The sequence below is a fragment of the Frigoribacterium sp. AC394 genome, from assembly GCF_979258095.1.
The window spans coordinates 2,028,686-2,047,122 of the sequence record NZ_OZ409834.1; the positions used below are offsets into that span (position 1 = coordinate 2,028,686).

Below are 18,437 nucleotides of genomic sequence, written 5' to 3' on the forward strand. Positions count from 1 at the left end.
CATGCAGCTCCGGAGGGCACCCGATTAGGGATCGGCTATCGGCAGGTGGTGACGTGCCCCGTTGAACTCAGCCGAGATCACCAGACGTCGGCGTATGAAATATCTATGTGCTTGGTCGATACGGGTGTCAGTTCTAGATCAAGCCCAGCGGCTGCCACCTGCCGCACGACCTGCGCCGGCACTGTGAAGGTGTTCTCTTCATGGTCGGTAATGAGTGACACGGCCAGCGTGAGGATGTACCCCTCGTGGCGCAGAATCGCGAAGAGATCCGCCGAGTTCCGCGGCAGCAGTAGCAGCACCCACTGCACACGCCCCCAAGGGTCTTGCCCGTGCTCTGCGCGTATCTCGTCGACGTGACGGTTGCTGAATAGGTTCCATATCGATACGTCGAAGACCCAGGGACCGTCACCTTTGAGATCGCCTATCTCGTAGTGCTCGTCCGGTGTGACGCCCAAGAGGTGTGTCACGTGCGCCGAAGAGCCCTGTTGGCCAAGGATGTTCAGCTCCACCTGGATGTTCTTAATCATTGCGGCAGTGTCCCTCTCGTGCTTTGCCGAGTTCGTGATTTTTGACACGATGGTGGCCGCTTACCGATCGGTCAGCGGTCCGCACCGGGTTTACCTTTGCGCCAGACCTGCCGGCGCAAGATCAAGCCGGACACGATTTTCGCGGCGCCGGCGACGACGACGCACCATGCGGCCGCCATCGAAGAGGCCGACAAATCGTCGATCTCACGAGACGTGGCAAGGAGTACGACGCCACCGATCAGGACGAAAGCGCCAACGAAGGCGAGCAGGGTGCCCAGAGTATTCGCGGTCATGACCGCACAGTAACCTCATGGGCCGTCGCCCCGCCATGCCCGATAGACGATGGGCCACCGAGACGCTCGGCTATTCCCCTTGCCACTCCCGCACGCGGTGCACTCGATAGCTGGCGCCGTAGATGAGCTCAGAAGCGCCGATCAAGCCGGGTGCCTCGGTTGGGCCGACTTGGCCCCACCACGAAACGTCCCCGCGTGTGAGCGTGAACACAGCAAGCATGAGTGTGAACGTGGCCAACACTGTCCACAGAAGTGCCGCTCTGGCACACCGGCTCGCCGGCCGGAGGTGCTCGCCTGGGCCGCCGCGGACCTCGGGACCGCCGACTCCGAGGCCGGCCCCGCCGGATCCGGCACCGGCGTGGCCGTCGTCGTGCGCGCGCAGCCCATCAAGCCCCCGGTCGGGCCGGCCGGCGGCGCCACGGGCTGAGCTGCGAGGGGTGCCTCAAGCGCGCGGGCCGGCGAGGCCGAAGAGGGCGACCACCTCGTCGAGGTCGCGGCCCAGGACGAGGTCGAGGGACCGGACGTCGCGTTCATCCCCTAACTGCGCGACGACCGCGCCCGACGAGCCTTCGACAGCCCGGGCCCTGCCCGCGACCGTGAGCTGCACCGGCTCGGCCCCGGCGCGCACGGGCGCGTCGGGCAGCGGGTCGAGGCCGTCGGCGGCGCGCCGGTCGAGGGCGAGCGCCGCCAGCACCCAGCGTTCCGCGAGGCCGACCGGGCGCAGCGACGCCAGGGGTGACCGGCGCCCCCGGCCGAAGACGACGGTCATGCTGTCCTGGCGCTCGACCTGCCAGGCGACGCCGCCGATGTCGAACCGACAGAGCACGTCGGAGTGGAGGTCGACGACCGCCCCGAGATGATCCAGCGCCCGCACGCACGTCGGGCCGAGCAGGCGCGCGGTCGTCGCGGCCTCGCGCTCCCGGCGCTCACGCTCGAGCACCGCACGGGCGAGCGGAGCGTGCTCGGCGGCGAGTGCGTCCCGGTCGAGCGGCGCACCCTGGGCGAGGCGCGCGTGCAGCCACGCCGGGTCGAGCCGACCGAAATAGAGGAAGCGCACCTGGACGACCCCGCCCGGGTCTGACGCGGTGAGGGGCCTGTCGGGGGCGAGCAGGGCGACGCCGTGGTCGTCCGACCACACGGCGACGACGGTTCCGTCGACGACGGCCACCCACGACCAGCCCTGCACGCGGATGTCGGGGCTGCTGCGCTCGACCACATCGCCGACGAGCGACCCTGCCCGGACCCGTAGCTCGCGACGGTGCGACTGGGCGTCGTCGCCCATCGACACGCTCTCCCGGTTGACGACGACGACGAACTCCGCGGGCACGTCGCTCGACGCCGCGCCGACGAGCCGAGACCAGATCCCCATGACGGCGACGCTACCGGCCGATCAGCCCAGCGGCTCCGGAGACGCCTACGGACCGACGAGATTGTCTAATCTGGGTACCCCTGTCGACCCGGGGTCGCCGAGAGGAGACACGATGACCGAGCAAGATCACTCATCACCACGACGAGGACTCGAGGTGCCGCTGGGCGCTCCCGTGTTCGTCCAGGCGCTGCGGTACACCGCCATGTACGGACCGAAGCCGTTCCCCGAGGCTCTGCTGATCTACCTGGACAACGGCGCGTACAAGATCCTCTCGCCCGGCGAGGAGCACTACGGGAGCTACGTCTCCGCGACCGACCCGGCCGCTCCACCTCGTCACGTGGCGTTCTTGTCCTGGCCCTCCGAAGACTGGGGGCGGAACGTCGCCTCGCACACGCTGACGTTCGACCAGGACACGGGGGCGTTCGTGCAGTCTCTGGTCCTGCCCGGAGACGCGGTGCCGCGCGCGCAGCACGGCTACGCGCACAGCGTGGACATCCCGCTGACGGGCCTCATGGAGGCCACGTGGCACGAACTCCGAGCGGCCTGCGCTCCCGTCTTCGACCGTCTGCAGGCACAGGCCGACCCTCGCCGCGACGAAGGGTCCCTCGACCTCCCGTAGGTCGACACGACTCGCGTTCACGAGGGTGATCCAGGCCGTGTGATCGTGCGACTCCTCGATCCCGGCCACGGCTCAGCCGGCACCGGCACCGGCACCGGCACCATCACCTGACCCGTCGCGACGCCCAGACCTGCGCGCCGAGACCGACCGCGATGAACCCGAGCATGAGCGCGCCCATCACGACGGCCGTGCCGCCGAGGGCGCCCGCGAGCGGTGTGGCCGCTCCGCCCAGGCCGAACTGCAGCCCGCCGACGAGGGCGGCCGCCGTGCCGGGGGAGCGGTGGCCGAGCGCCTGCGTCAGCGTGATCGACCCGGGGATCACCCACCCCCACCCCGCCGTGACGATCGCCAGCGCCGGCCACACGAGCGCCGGCCCGGCACCCGAGAGAGCCCCCACGAGCACCAGCAGCGACCCGGTCGCGCAGACCGCGAGCCCGACGGTGAAGAGGCGGTCCTCGTCGAATCGCCCGATGAGCCGCCGGAACACCAGCGTCGACGCGATCATGCACGACGCGTTCGAGGCGAAGACGAGCGTGTAGAGCCCCTCGCCGAATCCGTACTCCTGCTGAAAAACGAACGACGACGTCGAGATGTACGAGAAGAAGCCGATCGTCGCCGCGCATCCGGTGATCAGATACCAGCGGAACCGTGCGATCCCGAGCAGGCCGCGCATCCTTCGCAGCGACGCCCCCAACGAGGCTCCGCCTTCGGGAGGCGCGGTGAGGGTCTCCGGAAGCAGTCGCGTCGCCGCGATGGCCAGCCCCGACCCCAAGACGGCCAGCACGACGAACGTGATGCGCCACGACCCGGCCGCCAGCACGGCGCCGCCGACGAGCGGGGCCACGACCGGGCCGACCGAGTTGATGGCCGCCAGGGTGGCGAAGAGGCGGCTCCGGGTGGTGCCCGTCGTCGAGTCGCCGACCATCGCGCGGGCCGCGACGGAGCCCGCCGCGCCTCCTAATCCTTGCAGCACCCGGGCCACGACGAGGGTGCTCGCGTCGGGTGCCACCGCGCAGGCGACCGAGGCGAGCGCGAACACCGACATGCCGATGAGGACGATGCGCCGGCGACCCGTGCCGTCGCTGAGCGGGCCGATGACGATCTGCCCCAGCGCGAAGCTGACGAGGAAGGCGGTGAGGCTGAGCTGCACCTGCGCCGTCGAGGCACCGAGGTCGCGCGCGATGGCCGGCAGACCGGGGATGTACATGTCGGTCGCGAAGGGTGAGATCCCGACGATGAGCGCGATGGAGAGGACCGCGCCGCGCCCTCTGGGGGCCGGGGCGGCAGCGTCGGGCCGGGAGACGTCGTCGTCGCTCATCACGCCGAAGCCTAGCTCCGCGCCGCTTCCGGGTGAGGATCCGGAGCTTGCCTGACATGATCACATACCTGTAGTAATGGTTTCGACCGATCTGCCGCTGGAGCTCCGCGGTACCCCGGGGCGGGAGGATTCGTGCCCTCCCGGCCTGGTCGTCTCGAGCCCAAGGGAACACTCCGATGAACCTCCGCACAGTCATCCTCAGCGCAGTGCTGCTGGCATTGTTCAGCTCGCTCGGTGCCGGGATCAGCGTGTACGCGAACGTCCGCAGCGCGTTGTCGCTCGAGGGTGGCGATCTGCTCAGCAGCACGGCGGTGACGCTCGACTCAACCGCCCTCGATCCGACGCTGCTCGACCTGACGCGCCTCAGCGGGCGTGTGTTTCAGGATCTGGATGGGAGCGGCGACCTTCGAGCGGTTCGCACATTCGGTCATCCTGCGGCGCTGCCGATCCACGAAGGCAGGCAGTTGCGTGCCGACGACGAGCTCGTCGCTCTCGTCGGCGACGGGGTGGCCACCCGTTCGGATGATGGCCGACAGTACGTCGACTACGCAGGGCAGGCCTTCGCCGTGATCGGGCGGCTCGGTGTCCGTGCGGACAGCGGACTCGCGCAGGATGTTCTTCTCCAGGCTCCCGATCTCATCAGCGACGACGAACCCGTGTTCGTCGACGTGGAGGGTGGCGTGCGTCAGGTCGCCGGGGTGACATCGGAGATGGCTGCGCCGGTCGGCGGGGGTGCGGACCGGCGCACCAACATCGACTTCGTCTCACCGATCGTCATCATCTGCGGGTGGGGGCTCACGCTCCTCGGTGCGATCGCCGCCGGCCTGCTCATCGCAGGCTTCCGACGGCCTGTCGCCGCCCTGCAGTATCGACTCGGTCTCCGACGCCCGCGAGTCGTGATGCTGAGTGTCCTTCCCCTCGCCTGGTTCGCGGGGGCGGTGTTCGTCGCGGTGTCGACCGGCGCACTGCTCTCGGCGGGAGCGCTGCGCTCGCTGCCGGACCTCGCCGCCGCCGCAGGACTTCCGCTTGCGGTGAGCGTCGTCGTGTCGGCGGGGGCGCTCGTGGCCTCACTGGTGAGGACGAGCCGATGAACACGCGCGCACTGCTCCGCGGCACCTATGGGCGGCTCGCAGCCAAGATCCTCGTGCTCGCGTTCCTCCTGACGAGTCTCTACAACGTGCTGACCTTCTCCTTGTCGACGCAGGATGCAGCCATCCAGAGCTTCGGCGATTCAGCGGAGGTCGACATGTACGGCCTCATCGATGGCTTGACGGACCCGACGATGTTCTCGCAGTACCGGGAGTCCACGGAGAACATCCAGAAGGTCACCACGTTCTACGACGCCCTGACGCAGAACGCCCCCGAGGGCGTTCAGGTGCTCTCGGCCTTCGACCAGCCCATGCAGGTCGAGGACTTCGCCGGAGGGGTGACCTTCGAAGAGGGCTATGGAGTTCCCGGTGCCGCGCAGGGGCCTTACGAAGATCCGTTCACGAACAAGCAGGTCGTCGACGTGAAGTCCATGCAGCTGAGCCGCGAGACTTTCGAGTTCTACAACCTCGCTGGGCAGGGCGGCACGGATCTCGACTGGGACGCTGTGGACTACGAGAACGAGACCATCCCCGTGCTCCTGGGGGCCGAGTACGAGGGCGTCTACGACGTGGGAGACCAGCTGGCCGTCGACTACTACTTCAAGCCGACCCGGATGCAGGTCGCAGGCTTCCTCCCACCGAATGCCTCGATGTTCTACCAGGGCGACATCGATCACTTCCTCGACGACTACTTGATCGTCCCCTACCCCACGAGCATCACCGCCTCACCGGTTTCGGATCGCGACTTCTCAGGCATCCTCGCCTTCGCGATGCTGAATGCCAACATCGCCGTCGATCGAGGGCTCTCCGATGCCACGGTGTTCGAGGCGTTGGAGGGCGCAGCGGCGACTTCGGGGTTCGAGCACTACGTGCTGCTGAATGTGCCGAGTTACCTGACGCAGTTCTCATCGGTCCGGGCGCTGGTGCACGACAACTTCGCCGTCGTGCTGACGGTCGAACTCTTGATCGCGGCCGCATCCCTGGTGATGAGCGCCATCCTGACCGGCAGCGCCATTCGACGTCGGGAGCGACGGATCCGGGTCGCGTGGGAGCTCGGTCAGAGTCGCAGCGACCTCGGACGAGCAGTGTTCGCCATCGTCGCGGTCGAATACGCGGGACTCGCCCTCGTCTTCCTGGCCATCACGCACTCTCTTCCGAACCAGGAATCGTCTGCACAGACGTTCTGTCTCGGGCTCGTCACCTTGCTCGGCGCTCTCGACCTGCTTCACCGCCGGACGCAGCTGCAGCACGCCATCCGACACAGACCAAGGAACGAACCATGACCGAGCTCCTCACCGTGCAGTCCCTCAAGAAGACAGTGCGCGAGCCTGACGGATCCGTGCGCCGCATCTTCGACGGACTCGACTTCGCGATGGGTTCTCACGAGCGCTCCATCGCCCTTCTGGGGCGCAGCGGCAGCGGCAAGACGACGCTGCTGCGCATCCTCGCAGGCTTGGACGCTCACTACGAGGGGTCATACGTCTTCCAGGGCACAGCCGTGCCGAGACGCCTCGATCCGCTCGCCGACCATCGACGTGCTCACATCGGCCTGATCGCGCAGTCCTACGACCTCCTCGACGACTTCACCGTCGAGCGGAACGTGCTCTTCGGTGCCCGCGGACTCGCGCAGCCTAAAGAGCGCACCGGGGAAGCCCTGGAGTCGGTAGGACTGCAGGGGATGGGCAAGAAGTCGGTCACCAGGCTCTCCGGTGGGGAGGCCCAACGCGTCGCCATCGCACGGGCGATCGTGAAGCGTCCGACTCTGATCCTCGCCGACGAGCCCACCGGTGCACTCGACGAGGACACGGAGGACGACATCCTGGGCCTGTTCGCATCCCTGCAGGACAGCGGCATCAGCTTCATCATCGCCACCCACAGTCCTCGCGTAGCCGCCTCCTGCGAGCGACGAGTCGTCGTCGCCGACCACCGACTCGTCGATCACGCCAGCAGTCGCTGATGCCTCCTTGTGACGTCTCCCGAGAGCAGCCGGCGAAGGCGATGTTGCACGTCCAGACCGGTTGTAGCTAGAACGCCGACGATTCCAGGGTCCCGGCGCGACGGGCGCGTCGCTCGAAACGCCCCCAGACGACGACCGCCGCGATGACCCAGACGGCTCCGGTGCCGAGAGCGAGGGCGTAGTCGCCCCAGAACCCCTCCGACATCCCTTCGTCGACGCCCGTCCTCCCTGCTTCGATGAGGTTCGCGAGAGGAATGACACGCGCTACGAGATCTATCGGGTGCCACAGCACGCTCAGGGGGGCGACGACCCCGGCCGCCAGGGGCAGCACGTACTCGGCGATGTTGGACAGAAGCAAGTTGTCGCGGAGGGAGAGGCTGGCGGCACCGATGAGGAAGCCGATGCCGATGGCAGCCGGTGCGACGCCGACGAGCACCAGGGCGATGATGCCCCAGCTGTCTGAGCGGCCCGACGGCTGGATCACCATGAGGGTCGCGAGGAGACCGACGGTCGCGACCAGGACGCCCAGGCCGGCGACGACGGTGAAGCGACCCAGCCACGAGGCGACGGTTCCGTGCGGGGCGATGAAGAGGAACGGGGTCGTCCCCTCGAAGCGATCCTCTGCGACCAGGGTGGCGACGGCGACGCTCGCGGCGACCGAACCGACGCCGACCGACGCGGCGAGGGCGTCGCCCGCATCAGGATCGGCGGCCCCGGCACCGCTCGCCATGGCGAGGTAGAACATCGACGTCAGCAGCGGGATAACCCCGAGGCGGACCGCTCGAACGGTCGGACTGATCGACTCGGGCAGCGCCCGCCATGCGATGACCATCGCCGCGCGGTAGGTCGAACCTGCGCCCGTCATGCCAGCGCCAGCGTTCCGTCGCGACGCGCTCGACGGAGCGCCGTGATCAGCAGGACCCACGCGGCCGTAGCCCACAGCGCGGACATCCCCACCGACTCGAGGAGCCACACGAGAGCGACGGACCCCGTCGAGTGCCCGACGGCGACGGCCCCCACGAGCGGATGGATCGCCGCGACCGGAACGATCCACCACGGGAATGACGACAAGGGGACGACGATCCCGCTGAGCAGCCAGATCGGGGTCAGGAGCAGCGGCTCCAGCACAGTCGCCGAGCGCGAGACCAGGAAGAACGCGGCCAGGACGAGGGCGGGCTCATGCAGGCAAGGAACGACGCGGCCAACGAGACCAGGTCGCGGAGATCCACGTGCACGTGACCCGTCACGGCGAGCTGCAACCCGAGCGCGAGGGGGATGCCGAGGAGCCCGATGGTCGCCGCCGCCGCACACAGGCTCCCGAAGACCACGCCCGGGCGGAGGGTGCTCAAGGCCATGTGCTCGAGGGTGCCCTGGAAGCGCTGGTAGCTGATGATGCCGACAGCGGTCGTGGTCGTCGCCCAGATCCCGGCGATGGAGCCCTCGAGCCACAGTGAGGCCGTCAGCGGCGTGTCCGCACCGAGGGAGCCGAGGACGCGGAGGGCGACGAAGATGCCTGGTGAGACGAGCGCCTGCTGCAGGAAGAAGGGCGTCCGCAGGAGCTGCCGGGCGTGGAACAGCGTGATTCGAAGCGCGTTCACGGCGCCGATGTCCCGACTCGTTCTCGATGCGTCCGCAGGAAGGCCAGGTACGCCTCCTCCAGGGTCGTCGGTCTCGTGACGGAGGCCCGGACGTCGGCCAGGGAGGCGAGAAAGGCCGGTGCGGCGGGATCACGGCCGTGCTCCCAGACGAGGTCGACGTACCAGAGTCCCCCGCTCCTCGCTGATGATGTCCGCTGTTCCGACGACGGACCGGAACATGTTCCGGGGGTCTGCTCTCGACTCGACGGTGAGGGTCGTCACGGTGCCGATCCCCGCGCGGGCCGCGATGTCGGAGGGGGCCCCCTCCGCGACGACGAGACCATCCGAGATGATCACGATGCGATCAGCGAGGTCGTCGGCGTCGGCGAGATCGTGCGTGGTCAGAAGGACCGCCTTGCCCGAGGCCCGCAGCTCACGGATCAGCCCGCGGAGGTCTTCGGCGCCTTCAGGGTCGAGCCCGATGGACGGCTCGTCGAGGAGGAGGAGCTCGGGCTCTGCGAGGAGCGCTCTCGCGAGATGCAGTCGTTGCCTCATACCCCTGGAGTAGGTCTCGACCCTGCTGCCTCGACGATCGGAGAGGCCGACGCGGGCGAGCACCTCGACGATCCGCTGCCGTAGGGCGCGTCCGTGTACTCCCTGGAGCTCCCCGAAGAAGCGGAGGTTCTCTACCGCACTGGCCCGCATGTAGAAGCCCCGGTCGCCTCCGAGCACCAGCCCCAGGTGACGGCGAGCTGCGCGAGGGTCGGCGACAGCATCGATGCCTGCGACTCGGACGGAGCCTCGCGTGGGCTCGAGCAACGTCGCCGCCATCTTGACCGTGGTGGTCTTGCCGGCGCCGTTCGGGCCGAGGACGGCGACGACCTCGCCGGCGTCGATGGCGAGGTCGACCCCGCGGACAGCCTCGATCGATCCTGTCGACGTCCGGAAGCTGCGTCGCGCATCGCGCACGTCGAGGATGGGCTCATGCATAGCTGCCGAAAGTAAGACATACCGTACGATATGTCAAGATGTCTCGCGATCAGGGCGGTCGCCCTGCGGGCAGCTGATCACTCGGGAGTCGCGTCGGGTCAGCAGCTGCGACCGTGGATGACGCGGGAGGCGGGTGTTCGCCGATGCGTTAACGGCGCATCCCGCCTGACGGGCCGGCTCGGCTGACCCCGAGCGCGACGAAGGGGCGGGCGCACTGCGCCCGCCCCTTCTTCTGGCCCCGGAGGGTCAGCGCTTGCTGCGACCCGTGATGAGGCCGTAGACGAACAGCACGACGACCGCGCCGACGATGGCGATCAGCCACGACTCGATCGAGAAGAAGCCGTTGAAGTCGACGCCGAAGAGCGCGCCGCCGATCCAGCCGCCGAGCAGGGCGCCGATGACGCCGAGCACGAGGGTGGCGATCCAGCCGCCGCCCTGACGGCCCGGGAGGATGGCCTTGGCGATGGCGCCGGCGATGAGGCCGAGGAGGAGGAAGGCGAGGAAGCTCATGAGAGACCTTTCGAGCGGTTGACGACAAGTTTGCACCGCCTGACCCCCTCACCACCGAGATGGTGACGAGCTCAGGAGCCTCAAATCGAGGCTTAGCGGTACATCCACTGTGCGCCTCCTGAGAGTCTCGTGCTTGAGCTCGAGCGTCGGCTAGCCGATAAGCGCACGGGGGCCCTTGCGAGCAACCACTTGTACTAGTAGAACTAGAACATGTTGATCAGGCTCGACCCGGCATCCGAGATGCCGATCGCCGACCAGATCGTGACGCAGATCCGCCGGGGCATCGCCGACGGCGACATCGAGGTCGGCGAGCGACTGCCCTCGGCTCGTGACCTCGCGGCCGCCCTCGCGATCAACATGCACACCGTCCTGCGGGCCTACGACTCGCTCCGTACCGCCGGCCTGATCGAGCTCCGTCGCGGTCGCGGGGCGGTCGTCATCGCGGGCGCCGACGCCCCGACCACGGCCCTCTACGCCGCCGCCGCCGCGCTCGTGCGCGACGCCGCCCGCCTCGGCATCGCACCCGCCGACCTCGCCACGATCATCAGGGGGATGACATGACCGCCGACCGACCCGCCCCGAGCACGCCCGACGGGCCCGAGACCGGCACCACGCCCGTGCCTGCCGACCCCGTGCCCGCCGAGGTGGACGGGGTGGTCCTGCTCCGCACCTCCTCGGCCGTCGTCGCGGCCCTCGCGCCCGCGGCCCTCCTCGTGGTCGTCGCCCTCGTGCTCGGTCCGCGGCTGGGCGACACCATCGCGCGTCACTGGTCGGGCGACGGCGCCGCCGACGGGTTCTCGGGAACCTGGTCGTCGTTCGCCGTCGTCGCGGCGATCGTCGCGGCCCTGACCACGGTGTCGATCGTGGCCGCCCTGACGCGGCGCGGGCGCCCGTCGCGCCTGATCGCCGGAGGCGCGGCCTCCTTCGCCGGCCTGGCCGCCTGCACCTGGGTCGCCACCGCCCTCGCGACAGCAGCCGCGCCGACCCCCGAGGAGGCGGTGGCCGGCTGGACGCCCGCGCTCACGCTCCCGGGCCTCGCCTGGGGCGTCGTCGTCGGCTGGCTGGCGACCGGCAGCGGCGTCCGGGCGCTGCCCGACGTGGAGTTCGACGACCGGGCGAGCGCCCGCCCGGCGGATCTGCGACCGGGGGAGCGCCTGGCGTGGTCGGGCACCAGCGGCAGCCCCGTCTTCGTCGTGATGGGGTCCGTCGTGATGGCCCTGGCGATCGTCTCCGGCGCCGTGCTCTTCGTGATGGGCGCCTCCTCGGTCGTCGTCTACTCGGCCGTGCTGCTGCTCGCCGGTGCCGCCGTGCTCGCTCTGGGGCGCGTCCGACTGACCGTCGACCAGCGCGGGGTTCGCCTCGTCTCGGCACTGCTCGGCATCCGTCTGCTGCGGGTGCGCCTGGCCGACGTCGCCGGCGTCGAGACCGAGACCCTCGACCCGATGTCGTGGGGCGGCTGGGGGTTGCGCGTCTCGAAGCGCGGCACCGCCTACGTCACCGGCCGCCGCCCCGGCATCGTCGTCCGACGCCGCGACGGCAGCGCGGTCGCCGTCACCATCGACGACGCCGAGTCCGCCGCGTCCGTCGCCGCCGCTCTCGCCCAGCGCTGACGCCACGGCCCGTCAACCGGCTCCTCCACACGCCGGCCAGACCAGAAATGGGGCCACCGGCGGTGGCTCGATCGCCGCCGTAGACCGCTCCATCTGTTTAGAGTGTCCACAGAGAGGGGGTGCGGCGATGCAGGAGTCGACTCGCGAGATCAGACGTCAGCGGGCGGTCGAGAGCCTCGGCGTCATCGACTCCGACCGCAATCCCCGCCTCGACCGCATCACCCGCATGGCCAGGGCGATCTTCGGGGTGCCGATGTCGTCGGTCACGGTGCTCGACAATCAACGCGCGCTCTTCCTCGGTCGCGACGGCTTCGACGTCCCCGTGGTGGGTCGGCACGACACCCCCTGCCACCTCGTGATCGACTCGGGCGAGATCATCTCCGCCGAAGACGCCCGCGCCGACGCCCGCTTCGACCACATCGAGCCGTTCCGCGCCAACGACCTCGGCTTCTACCTCGGTCACCCCCTGCTCGACGGGTCGGGCAACGTCGTGGGCTCGTTCTGCGTCATGGGCTTCGAACCGCGTCATCTCGACGCCGAGCAGATGTCCGAGTTCGAGGACCTCGCGGCCTGGGCGCAGAGCGAGCTGCTGGCCGACGCCGAGGCCGCCTCGGCGTCCGCGACCCAGCAGGCGCTGCTGCCCGCCGAGCCGCTCGAGATCGACGACGTCCACGTCGAGGGCGTCTGCCTCCCCTCGCTCAGCGTCGGCGGCGACTACTTCGACTACGGCGTCGTCGGCCGACAGGTGCACGTCGCCGTGGGCGACGTCATGGGCAAGGGCGTCGGCGCGGCCATCCTCGGGTCGTCGGTCCGGGCCGCCTGCCGAGCCGCCGTCCCGACGGTCAGCGACAACCGCCTCCTCGGCACGGCCGTCGACCGCATCGAGCGCGCCGTCATCGGCGATCTGCAGCGCACCGGCTCGTTCGTCACGTACTTCCACGCCGTGCTCGACCTCGACACCGACGAGCTCTCGTACGTCGACGCCGGCTCCGGTCTCGCCCTGGTCGTCCGCGCCGACGGCTCCGTCGAGCAGCTGATGGGATCCGACCTGCCGCTCGGGCTCGAGGCGCAGACGCACGAGACCCACACCATCGTGCTGCTGCCGGGCGACCGGCTCGTCGTCATGAGCGACGGCGTGCTCGACGTGCTCGACGACGAGAACGGCTGGCTGGCCGAGGTCGGCGGCATCGTCGCCCGCTCGGGCGACGCCGAACGCTCCGACGCCCCCGATCTCGTCGACGCCATCGCCCTGCTCGCCCGCGACCGCATCGCCCGTGACGACGTGACCCTCCTCGTACTGGACCGACGTCCGTGACGGACCTCCTCACCCGACGCGACCAGCGCCTCCTCGGCCGGTCGACCCCGGCCCGTCGGATCGTGCCCATCCGCATCGTCGTGCTGCTCGCGTCGCTCGCCGGCCTGAACTACATCATCTGGCGCTGGGCCGTCTCGGTGAACTGGACCTCGTGGTGGATCGCCGTGCCGCTCGTCGTCGCCGAGACGTACAGCGTGATCGACTCGCTGCTGTTCGGCCTCGGGGCCTGGCGCCTCCGCGAACGCGGCGAGCCGCCCACCCCGCCGTCGCCCGACTCGCCCGAGACCGTCGTCACCGTCGACGTCTTCGTCACCACCTACAACGAGCCCGTCGAGATGGTCATGCGCACGGCGCTCGCCGCGCAGGCCATCGAGTACCCGCACACGACGTGGATCCTCGACGACGGCGGGCGGGCGGAGATCCGCGAGGCGGCCGAGGGCGCGGGGATCGGCGTCATCACCCGGTCGTCCGACTGGGTCGACCGCCCGCGGCACGCCAAGGCGGGCAACCTGAACAACGCGCTGCTGACGACGGAGGGCGAGTTCCTGCTGATCCTCGACGCCGACCAGGTGCCCGAGCCGAGCATCCTGCACCGCACCCTCGGGTACTTCAAAGACGAGAAGACCGCGCTCGTCCAGACGCCGCAGTGGTTCGAGAACGTGCCCGAGTCCGACCCGCTCGGCAGTCAGGCCCCGCTGTTCTACGGGCCCATCCAGCAGTCGAAGGACGGCTGGAACAGCGCGTTCTTCTGCGGTTCGAACGCCGTCCTCCGTCGGGAGGCGCTGATGCAGCTGGGCGTGTCGCGGTACGTCGCCGAGGTCGAGTCGGCCGTGCGTCGCGCCGTCAAGACGTCGAGCCGTCTGATCGAGCACGCCCGTCTCGAGGCCGTCGACCAGCCGCGCGTTCTCGAAGTGCTCGAGGAGGCCGAGACGATCGTCGAGCGCGCCCGGGTCGAGCTCGCCCGCGGAGACTCGCTGGGCGACGTCACGTACCGGTTCCAGCGCGGCATCGACACCATCGCCTACCGGTTCGCCGACGCCGACGTCGCCGCCATGCAGGACGACATCGCCGAGCTCGCGGCCATGTCGGTCGGCCCCGGCACCTTCGACGCGCTCGACCAGGCAGCCCTCGATCTGCTCAGCGACCGCTCGGCGTCGCCGCTGCAGGCCATCGAGTCGATCTCGATGCTCGTCGGCGCGCTCGACGTCGACCGCGGCGACGAGGCCCAGGCGATCATGCCGCTGGCCACGATCTCGGTGACGGAGGACATGGCGACGGCCATGCGCCTCCACGGCCTCGGCTGGAAGTCGGTCTACCACGACGAGATCCTCGCGATCGGCCTCGCCCCCGAAGACCTGAACACCATGATGACCCAGCGCCTGCGGTGGGCTCAGGGCACGATGCAGGTGTTCTTCCGCGAGAACCCGCTCGTGCAGAAGGGCCTCTCGCTGGGCCAGCGCCTGATGTACTTCTCGACGATGTGGAGCTACCTCTCGGGCTTCGCCGCCCTCGTCTACATCGGCGCGCCGGTGCTCTGCCTCTCGTTCGGCGTCGTGCCCGTCACCGCGTACAGCGTCGACTTCTTCGCCCGGCTGATCCCGTTCCTGGTGCTGAACCAGGTGCTGTTCTGGGTCGTGGCCGCCGGGCGGCCGACCTGGCGCGGCCAGCAGTACTCGCTGGCGCTCTTCCCCGTCTGGATCGCGTCGGTGACGACGGCGTTCCAGAACGTCTACCGGGGCCGCGCGCTCGGCTTCTCGGTGACGCCCAAGACCAAGCAGGCCTCGAACGGGCCACGCTGGGACCTCGTGAAGCCGCAACTCGTCGCCATGGGCTGCCTCGCCGCAGCGCTGGTGCTGGTCGGCATCCGCTACGCGACCGGACAGGCCGACGGCATCGCGCCGTTGGTGAACATCCTCTGGGTCGTCTTCGACCTGGTGATCTTCAGCATCGTCGTCCGCGCCGTTCTCTACACGGGGCCGGAGCCCCGAGACAAGGAATCCCCATGATGACCGTAGAAGTGAAGACCGTCGAGGGCGGATGCGTGATCTCCCCGCAGGGGCGCCTCACCGTCGTGTCGACCCCGCAGCTGCGGACGGAGGTGGCGACACGCATCGAGGCCGGCGACCGGCTGATCATCGTCGACCTGTCGCAGACGACCTTCGTCGACTCGTCGGGGCTCGGCGCGCTCGTGTCGTGCCTCAAGTCCGCGCGCCAGGCGGGTGGTGACCTGCGGCTCGTCGCGCCGACCGAGCAGGTGTCGATGGTGCTGAAGCTCACGAACCTCGACCGCATCCTCCAGCCCCGCGCTTCGGTCGAAGAAGCGCTCCATGACTGAGAGCGACGGCGTCAGCGTCATCGACGTCGCGGCCGTCCCCGAGAGCATCGATCTCGTCCAGAACACCTTCGAGGCCTGGTGGACGGCCCTCGGCATCGACTCGATGGAGGTGCGGTTCCCGTTCGAGACGGCGATCGTCGAGATCGCGGCGAACGTCATCGAGCACTCGATCGTGGCCGACGGCGCCGAGGGGATCGAGGGGCGCCGCTTCACCCTCGAGCTCCGTGCGGAGGACGAGCGCCTGACGGCCGTCTTCAACGACAACGGCCTGCCCGCCGAGATCGACCTCAGCGACGTGTCGATGGCGGATCTCGACGACGAGGGGGGCCGCGGTCTGGCACTCGCCATGCTCAGCCTCGAGTCGCTCGACTACACGCGCGAGGGCGGCCGCAACATCTGGACTCTCGTGTGCCGTCGCTGAGAAGACCGGCACTGCGCGCCCTCGCCGCACTCGCGGCGGCGGTGGCCGTGGTGCCCCTGGTCTTGGGAGGCGCGGCGCCGGCGACCGCCGACACCGCGCCTCCTGCAGAGGGGGCCTGGTTCGGGCCCGACCTCGACTGGGGTTCCGACGGGCCCGACGGCTACGCGGATCGCCTGGGGGAGACCCCCTCGACGTACTCCGTCAACATCGACTACCCGATCGACGACGACTCCGCCGATCAGTGGCGGCGATCGGCCCGCGCGGCGGCGGCTCAGGGCGCCGCGCTGGTCGTCAGCCTCGAGCCGTCGCGACCGCTCGCCGACCTCGACGCCGACCAGGCCGCCCGGGCCGACGAGCTGCTGACCGAGTTCCACGACCAGTACGGCATCGCGCAGCTCGTGCGCTTCGCCCCCGAGATGAACGGCAACTGGCAGCGCTGGGGGCAGCAGCCTACCGAGTTCGTGCGGGCCTTCGGCCAGATCGCCGACGCCGTGCACGACGGCACGTCCACCGCCGACATGGTCTGGGCGCCCTCGTACGGCGCCGGCTACCCGTTCGCCCAGGCCGACGGGCGTCTGCCCGCGACCGGGGCCCGCGACGAGGCCCTGCTCGACACCGACGGCGACGGCACGGTCACCGAGGCCGACGACCCGTACGGCCCGTACTACCCGGGCGACGACGCCGTCGACTGGGTCGGTCTCACCATGTTCTTCTTCGGCAAGGGCGACGCCTCGACGGCCGCCGGCACCGATGTGCCGCTCGTCGCGAACCAGGCGCCGGCCGAGGGCGAGGTGCAGGCGCGCTTCGACGAGACCTGGGGCTACTCGCAGCCGCAGGAGGCGACCTTCTACGACCGGTTCGCGGTCGGCACCGACCACCCGCTGCTGCTCGACACCGGCGCCCTCTACGACCAGGGGCTCGACGGCGCCACCGAGCTCGCGGTCAAGCAGGGCTGGTGGCGTCAGATGCTCACCGCGCTCGACGACCAGCCCCTCGTGGCCGGCGTCACCTGGCTCGAGACCGTGCGCGAGGAGGCCGAGGCCGGCGACCGCGAGGTCGACTGGCGCGCCACCGACGACGACGCCATCGCCGCGGCGTTCCGCGCCGACCTGGTCGACAGCGGGGCCATCGTCTTCGGGCCTCTCACCGACCCCGTCACACCCGAGGAGGGCGACGCCGCCACGGTGCAGGTGCGCGACGGCGGCGGCGGCGACGAGATGGGCTGGATCGTGGGCTGCGCGGTCGCCCTCGCGCTGGCGTTCCTGCTGAGCGGCGTCGTGGGGCGCGTGCTGCCGCGCTGGCGCTACCCCGACGACGGCAAGCCCGGGCGCGACCTCCGCATCGACCTCTTCCGCGGGTTCATCATCCTGGCCGTGGTCATCACCCACATCGAGGTCGCGGGCCCGTACTCGTTCGTCACGCTGAAGGCGGTCGGCGCGATCACCGGCGCCGAGATGTTCGTGTTCCTCAGCGGGCTCGTGCTCGGCATGGTCTACCCGTTGGGCGTCAAGAAGTTCGGCGAGAAGACCGCCGCGATCGGCGCCTTCGTGCGGGCCCGCAAGCAGTACGTCGTGACGCTCGTCGTCATCCTCGTCGTCTTCGCCCTGAGCTTCGTGCCGCTGGTGAACACCGACGAGATCACGACCTTCACCGACCGCGGCACGGGCGACACCGGCGCCGGCGCGATGGGCCGGGTCTACGACCTCTACCCGAACGCCGACCGCCTGCTCGACTACCCGCCGCCCTGGTACGCCGTCCGGCAGCTGCTGCTGCTCGAGATGGGCCCCTGGCCGTTCAACATCATGGGGCTGTTCGTCGTGCTCAGCCTGACGATCCCCGGTCTCATGTGGCTCGTGAAGCGCGGTCTCTGGTGGGTCGTGCTCGTCGGCAGCTGGGCCGTCTACGCGGTCGGCGTGCTCTTCCCCGACTTCTCGCTGCTGCCGTCGCAGTTCGAGCCGGTGTTCCCGCTCTTCGCCTGGCAGGTGCTGTTCACCCACGGTCTCGTGATCGGCAACTACCGGCGGCAGATCGTCTCGGCGCTGACGACGACGGTCGGCAAGGTGCTGGTCGGGGTCGGCGTGGTCGGCTACGCGGGGTTCCTGGCCCTGATCTGGGCCGGCAGCACCTACGGCTTCGACCTGGGGCCGATCCCCTCGTCGATCTACGACTCGCTGTACCTGACGGGCTACCAGCGCGTCGACATGCAGTGGGGCCGCCTGGTCGACACCGCCCTGGTCGTCGTCTGCGTCTACGCGATCCTCACCGTGTTCTGGAAGCCCATCGCCGCCGCCCTCGGCTGGCTGTGGATCCCGCTCGGGCAGGCCAGCCTCTACGTGTTCATCTGGCAGGTGTTCTTCGCCCTGGCGGTGGCGTCGATCCCCGGCCTCGACCGGACGAACGTGATCACCGGCACGATCATCCACACCGCGGTCATCCTGCTGGTGTGGTGGATGGTGCGGAAGCGGTTCCTGTTCTCGGTGATCCCCCGCTAGCCGGTCGTCGCGGTCG

At 69.6% G+C, this 18,437-nt stretch carries 21 protein-coding genes; 12 read left to right on the forward strand and 9 right to left on the reverse strand.

The window, feature by feature from the left end:
• Window positions 1-77: 77 nt before the first annotated feature.
• Together ACZZY9_RS09400 and ACZZY9_RS09405 are read right to left on the reverse strand one after the other, a co-directional pair.
• Complete coding sequence (locus tag ACZZY9_RS09400; RefSeq protein ID WP_463463885.1) at window positions 78-527, reverse strand: DUF4279 domain-containing protein; 450 nt, start codon at window positions 525-527, stop codon at window positions 78-80.
• 71 nt (window positions 528-598) lie between these two features.
• Window positions 599-820 (reverse strand): hypothetical protein, encoded by a 222-nt coding sequence (locus ACZZY9_RS09405; RefSeq protein WP_463463886.1) that lies wholly within the window; start codon window positions 818-820, stop codon window positions 599-601.
• A gap of 286 nt (window positions 821-1,106) precedes the next feature.
• Here ACZZY9_RS09405 and ACZZY9_RS09410 point away from each other — a divergent pair, with 286 nt between their 5' ends.
• The gene (locus tag ACZZY9_RS09410) at window positions 1,107-1,247 is read left to right on the forward strand and encodes a hypothetical protein (RefSeq protein ID WP_463463887.1); all 141 of its coding nucleotides are present in this window, start codon (window positions 1,107-1,109) and stop codon (window positions 1,245-1,247) included.
• Window positions 1,248-1,262: 15 nt separating this feature from the next.
• Here the strand turns inward: ACZZY9_RS09410 and ACZZY9_RS09415 are convergent, their stop codons facing one another.
• Window positions 1,263-2,189, reverse strand: a complete 927-nt coding sequence (locus ACZZY9_RS09415) for a hypothetical protein (protein WP_463463888.1) — start codon at window positions 2,187-2,189, stop codon at window positions 1,263-1,265.
• A gap of 112 nt (window positions 2,190-2,301) precedes the next feature.
• Between ACZZY9_RS09415 and ACZZY9_RS09420 the strand changes: the two genes are divergently transcribed.
• A complete protein-coding gene (locus tag ACZZY9_RS09420) occupies window positions 2,302-2,808 on the forward strand; it encodes a hypothetical protein (RefSeq protein WP_463463889.1) in 507 nt (168 codons plus the stop codon).
• Window positions 2,809-2,911: 103 nt separating this feature from the next.
• Here the strand turns inward: ACZZY9_RS09420 and ACZZY9_RS09425 are convergent, their stop codons facing one another.
• Complete coding sequence (locus ACZZY9_RS09425; RefSeq protein ID WP_463463890.1) at window positions 2,912-4,126, reverse strand: multidrug effflux MFS transporter; 1,215 nt, start codon at window positions 4,124-4,126, stop codon at window positions 2,912-2,914.
• Between the two features lie 176 nt (window positions 4,127-4,302).
• Here ACZZY9_RS09425 and ACZZY9_RS09430 point away from each other — a divergent pair, with 176 nt between their 5' ends.
• From ACZZY9_RS09430 to ACZZY9_RS09440, 3 genes are read left to right on the forward strand one after another with little or no spacing between them, the layout of a single operon-like run.
• Window positions 4,303-5,217 carry a hypothetical protein gene (locus tag ACZZY9_RS09430; protein ID WP_463463891.1) on the forward strand — a complete coding sequence of 305 codons (915 nt, stop codon included), beginning with the start codon at window positions 4,303-4,305 and terminating at the stop codon, window positions 5,215-5,217.
• Window positions 5,214-6,497, forward strand: coding sequence for a hypothetical protein (locus ACZZY9_RS09435; protein ID WP_463463892.1), 1,284 nt, complete (start codon window positions 5,214-5,216; stop codon window positions 6,495-6,497). Before ACZZY9_RS09430 ends, ACZZY9_RS09435 begins: the two co-directional genes overlap by 4 nt.
• Complete coding sequence (locus ACZZY9_RS09440; RefSeq protein ID WP_463463893.1) at window positions 6,494-7,171, forward strand: ABC transporter ATP-binding protein; 678 nt, start codon at window positions 6,494-6,496, stop codon at window positions 7,169-7,171. The genes ACZZY9_RS09435 and ACZZY9_RS09440 overlap by 4 nt, the downstream gene beginning before the upstream one ends.
• 67 nt (window positions 7,172-7,238) lie before the next feature.
• Here ACZZY9_RS09440 and ACZZY9_RS09445 read toward each other — a convergent pair whose 3' ends face one another.
• The 5 genes from ACZZY9_RS09445 to ACZZY9_RS09465 form a co-directional block, all read right to left on the reverse strand.
• The gene (locus tag ACZZY9_RS09445; protein WP_463463894.1) at window positions 7,239-8,036 is read right to left on the reverse strand and encodes a hypothetical protein; all 798 of its coding nucleotides are present in this window, start codon (window positions 8,034-8,036) and stop codon (window positions 7,239-7,241) included.
• The gene (locus tag ACZZY9_RS09450) at window positions 8,033-8,242 is read right to left on the reverse strand and encodes a hypothetical protein (protein WP_463463895.1); all 210 of its coding nucleotides are present in this window, start codon (window positions 8,240-8,242) and stop codon (window positions 8,033-8,035) included. The genes ACZZY9_RS09445 and ACZZY9_RS09450 overlap by 4 nt, the downstream gene beginning before the upstream one ends.
• A gap of 35 nt (window positions 8,243-8,277) precedes the next feature.
• Window positions 8,278-8,769, reverse strand: coding sequence for a hypothetical protein (locus ACZZY9_RS09455; protein ID WP_463463896.1), 492 nt, complete (start codon window positions 8,767-8,769; stop codon window positions 8,278-8,280).
• Between the two features lie 129 nt (window positions 8,770-8,898).
• Window positions 8,899-9,738 carry an ABC transporter ATP-binding protein gene (locus ACZZY9_RS09460; protein WP_463463897.1) on the reverse strand — a complete coding sequence of 280 codons (840 nt, stop codon included), beginning with the start codon at window positions 9,736-9,738 and terminating at the stop codon, window positions 8,899-8,901.
• Between the two features lie 246 nt (window positions 9,739-9,984).
• Complete coding sequence (locus ACZZY9_RS09465) at window positions 9,985-10,248, reverse strand: GlsB/YeaQ/YmgE family stress response membrane protein (RefSeq protein WP_192060901.1); 264 nt, start codon at window positions 10,246-10,248, stop codon at window positions 9,985-9,987.
• Window positions 10,249-10,458: 210 nt separating this feature from the next.
• Between ACZZY9_RS09465 and ACZZY9_RS09470 the strand changes: the two genes are divergently transcribed.
• The 7 genes from ACZZY9_RS09470 (at window position 10,459) to opgC (ending at window position 18,421) form a co-directional block, all read left to right on the forward strand.
• Entirely contained in the window at window positions 10,459-10,809 is a 351-nt protein-coding gene (locus ACZZY9_RS09470; protein WP_192060902.1) for a GntR family transcriptional regulator, read from the forward strand.
• Window positions 10,806-11,858, forward strand: coding sequence for a hypothetical protein (locus ACZZY9_RS09475; protein WP_463463898.1), 1,053 nt, complete (start codon window positions 10,806-10,808; stop codon window positions 11,856-11,858). The genes ACZZY9_RS09470 and ACZZY9_RS09475 overlap by 4 nt, the downstream gene beginning before the upstream one ends.
• A 127-nt stretch (window positions 11,859-11,985) precedes the next feature.
• Entirely contained in the window at window positions 11,986-13,173 is a 1,188-nt protein-coding gene (locus tag ACZZY9_RS09480) for a SpoIIE family protein phosphatase (protein WP_463463899.1), read from the forward strand.
• Between the two features lie 62 nt (window positions 13,174-13,235).
• The gene (locus ACZZY9_RS09485) at window positions 13,236-15,179 is read left to right on the forward strand and encodes a glycosyltransferase (RefSeq protein WP_243215784.1); all 1,944 of its coding nucleotides are present in this window, start codon (window positions 13,236-13,238) and stop codon (window positions 15,177-15,179) included.
• Window positions 15,179-15,508: an STAS domain-containing protein gene (locus tag ACZZY9_RS09490; protein WP_197981978.1), complete on the forward strand. Its 330-nt coding sequence runs from the start codon at window positions 15,179-15,181 to the stop codon at window positions 15,506-15,508. The genes ACZZY9_RS09485 and ACZZY9_RS09490 overlap by 1 nt, the downstream gene beginning before the upstream one ends.
• Window positions 15,501-15,929, forward strand: a complete 429-nt coding sequence (locus ACZZY9_RS09495; protein ID WP_192060906.1) for an ATP-binding protein — start codon at window positions 15,501-15,503, stop codon at window positions 15,927-15,929. Before ACZZY9_RS09490 ends, ACZZY9_RS09495 begins: the two co-directional genes overlap by 8 nt.
• Window positions 15,917-18,421: an OpgC domain-containing protein gene (opgC, locus tag ACZZY9_RS09500; protein ID WP_463463900.1), complete on the forward strand. Its 2,505-nt coding sequence runs from the start codon at window positions 15,917-15,919 to the stop codon at window positions 18,419-18,421. The genes ACZZY9_RS09495 and opgC overlap by 13 nt, the downstream gene beginning before the upstream one ends.
• The last annotated feature ends 16 nt before the right edge of the window (window positions 18,422-18,437 follow it).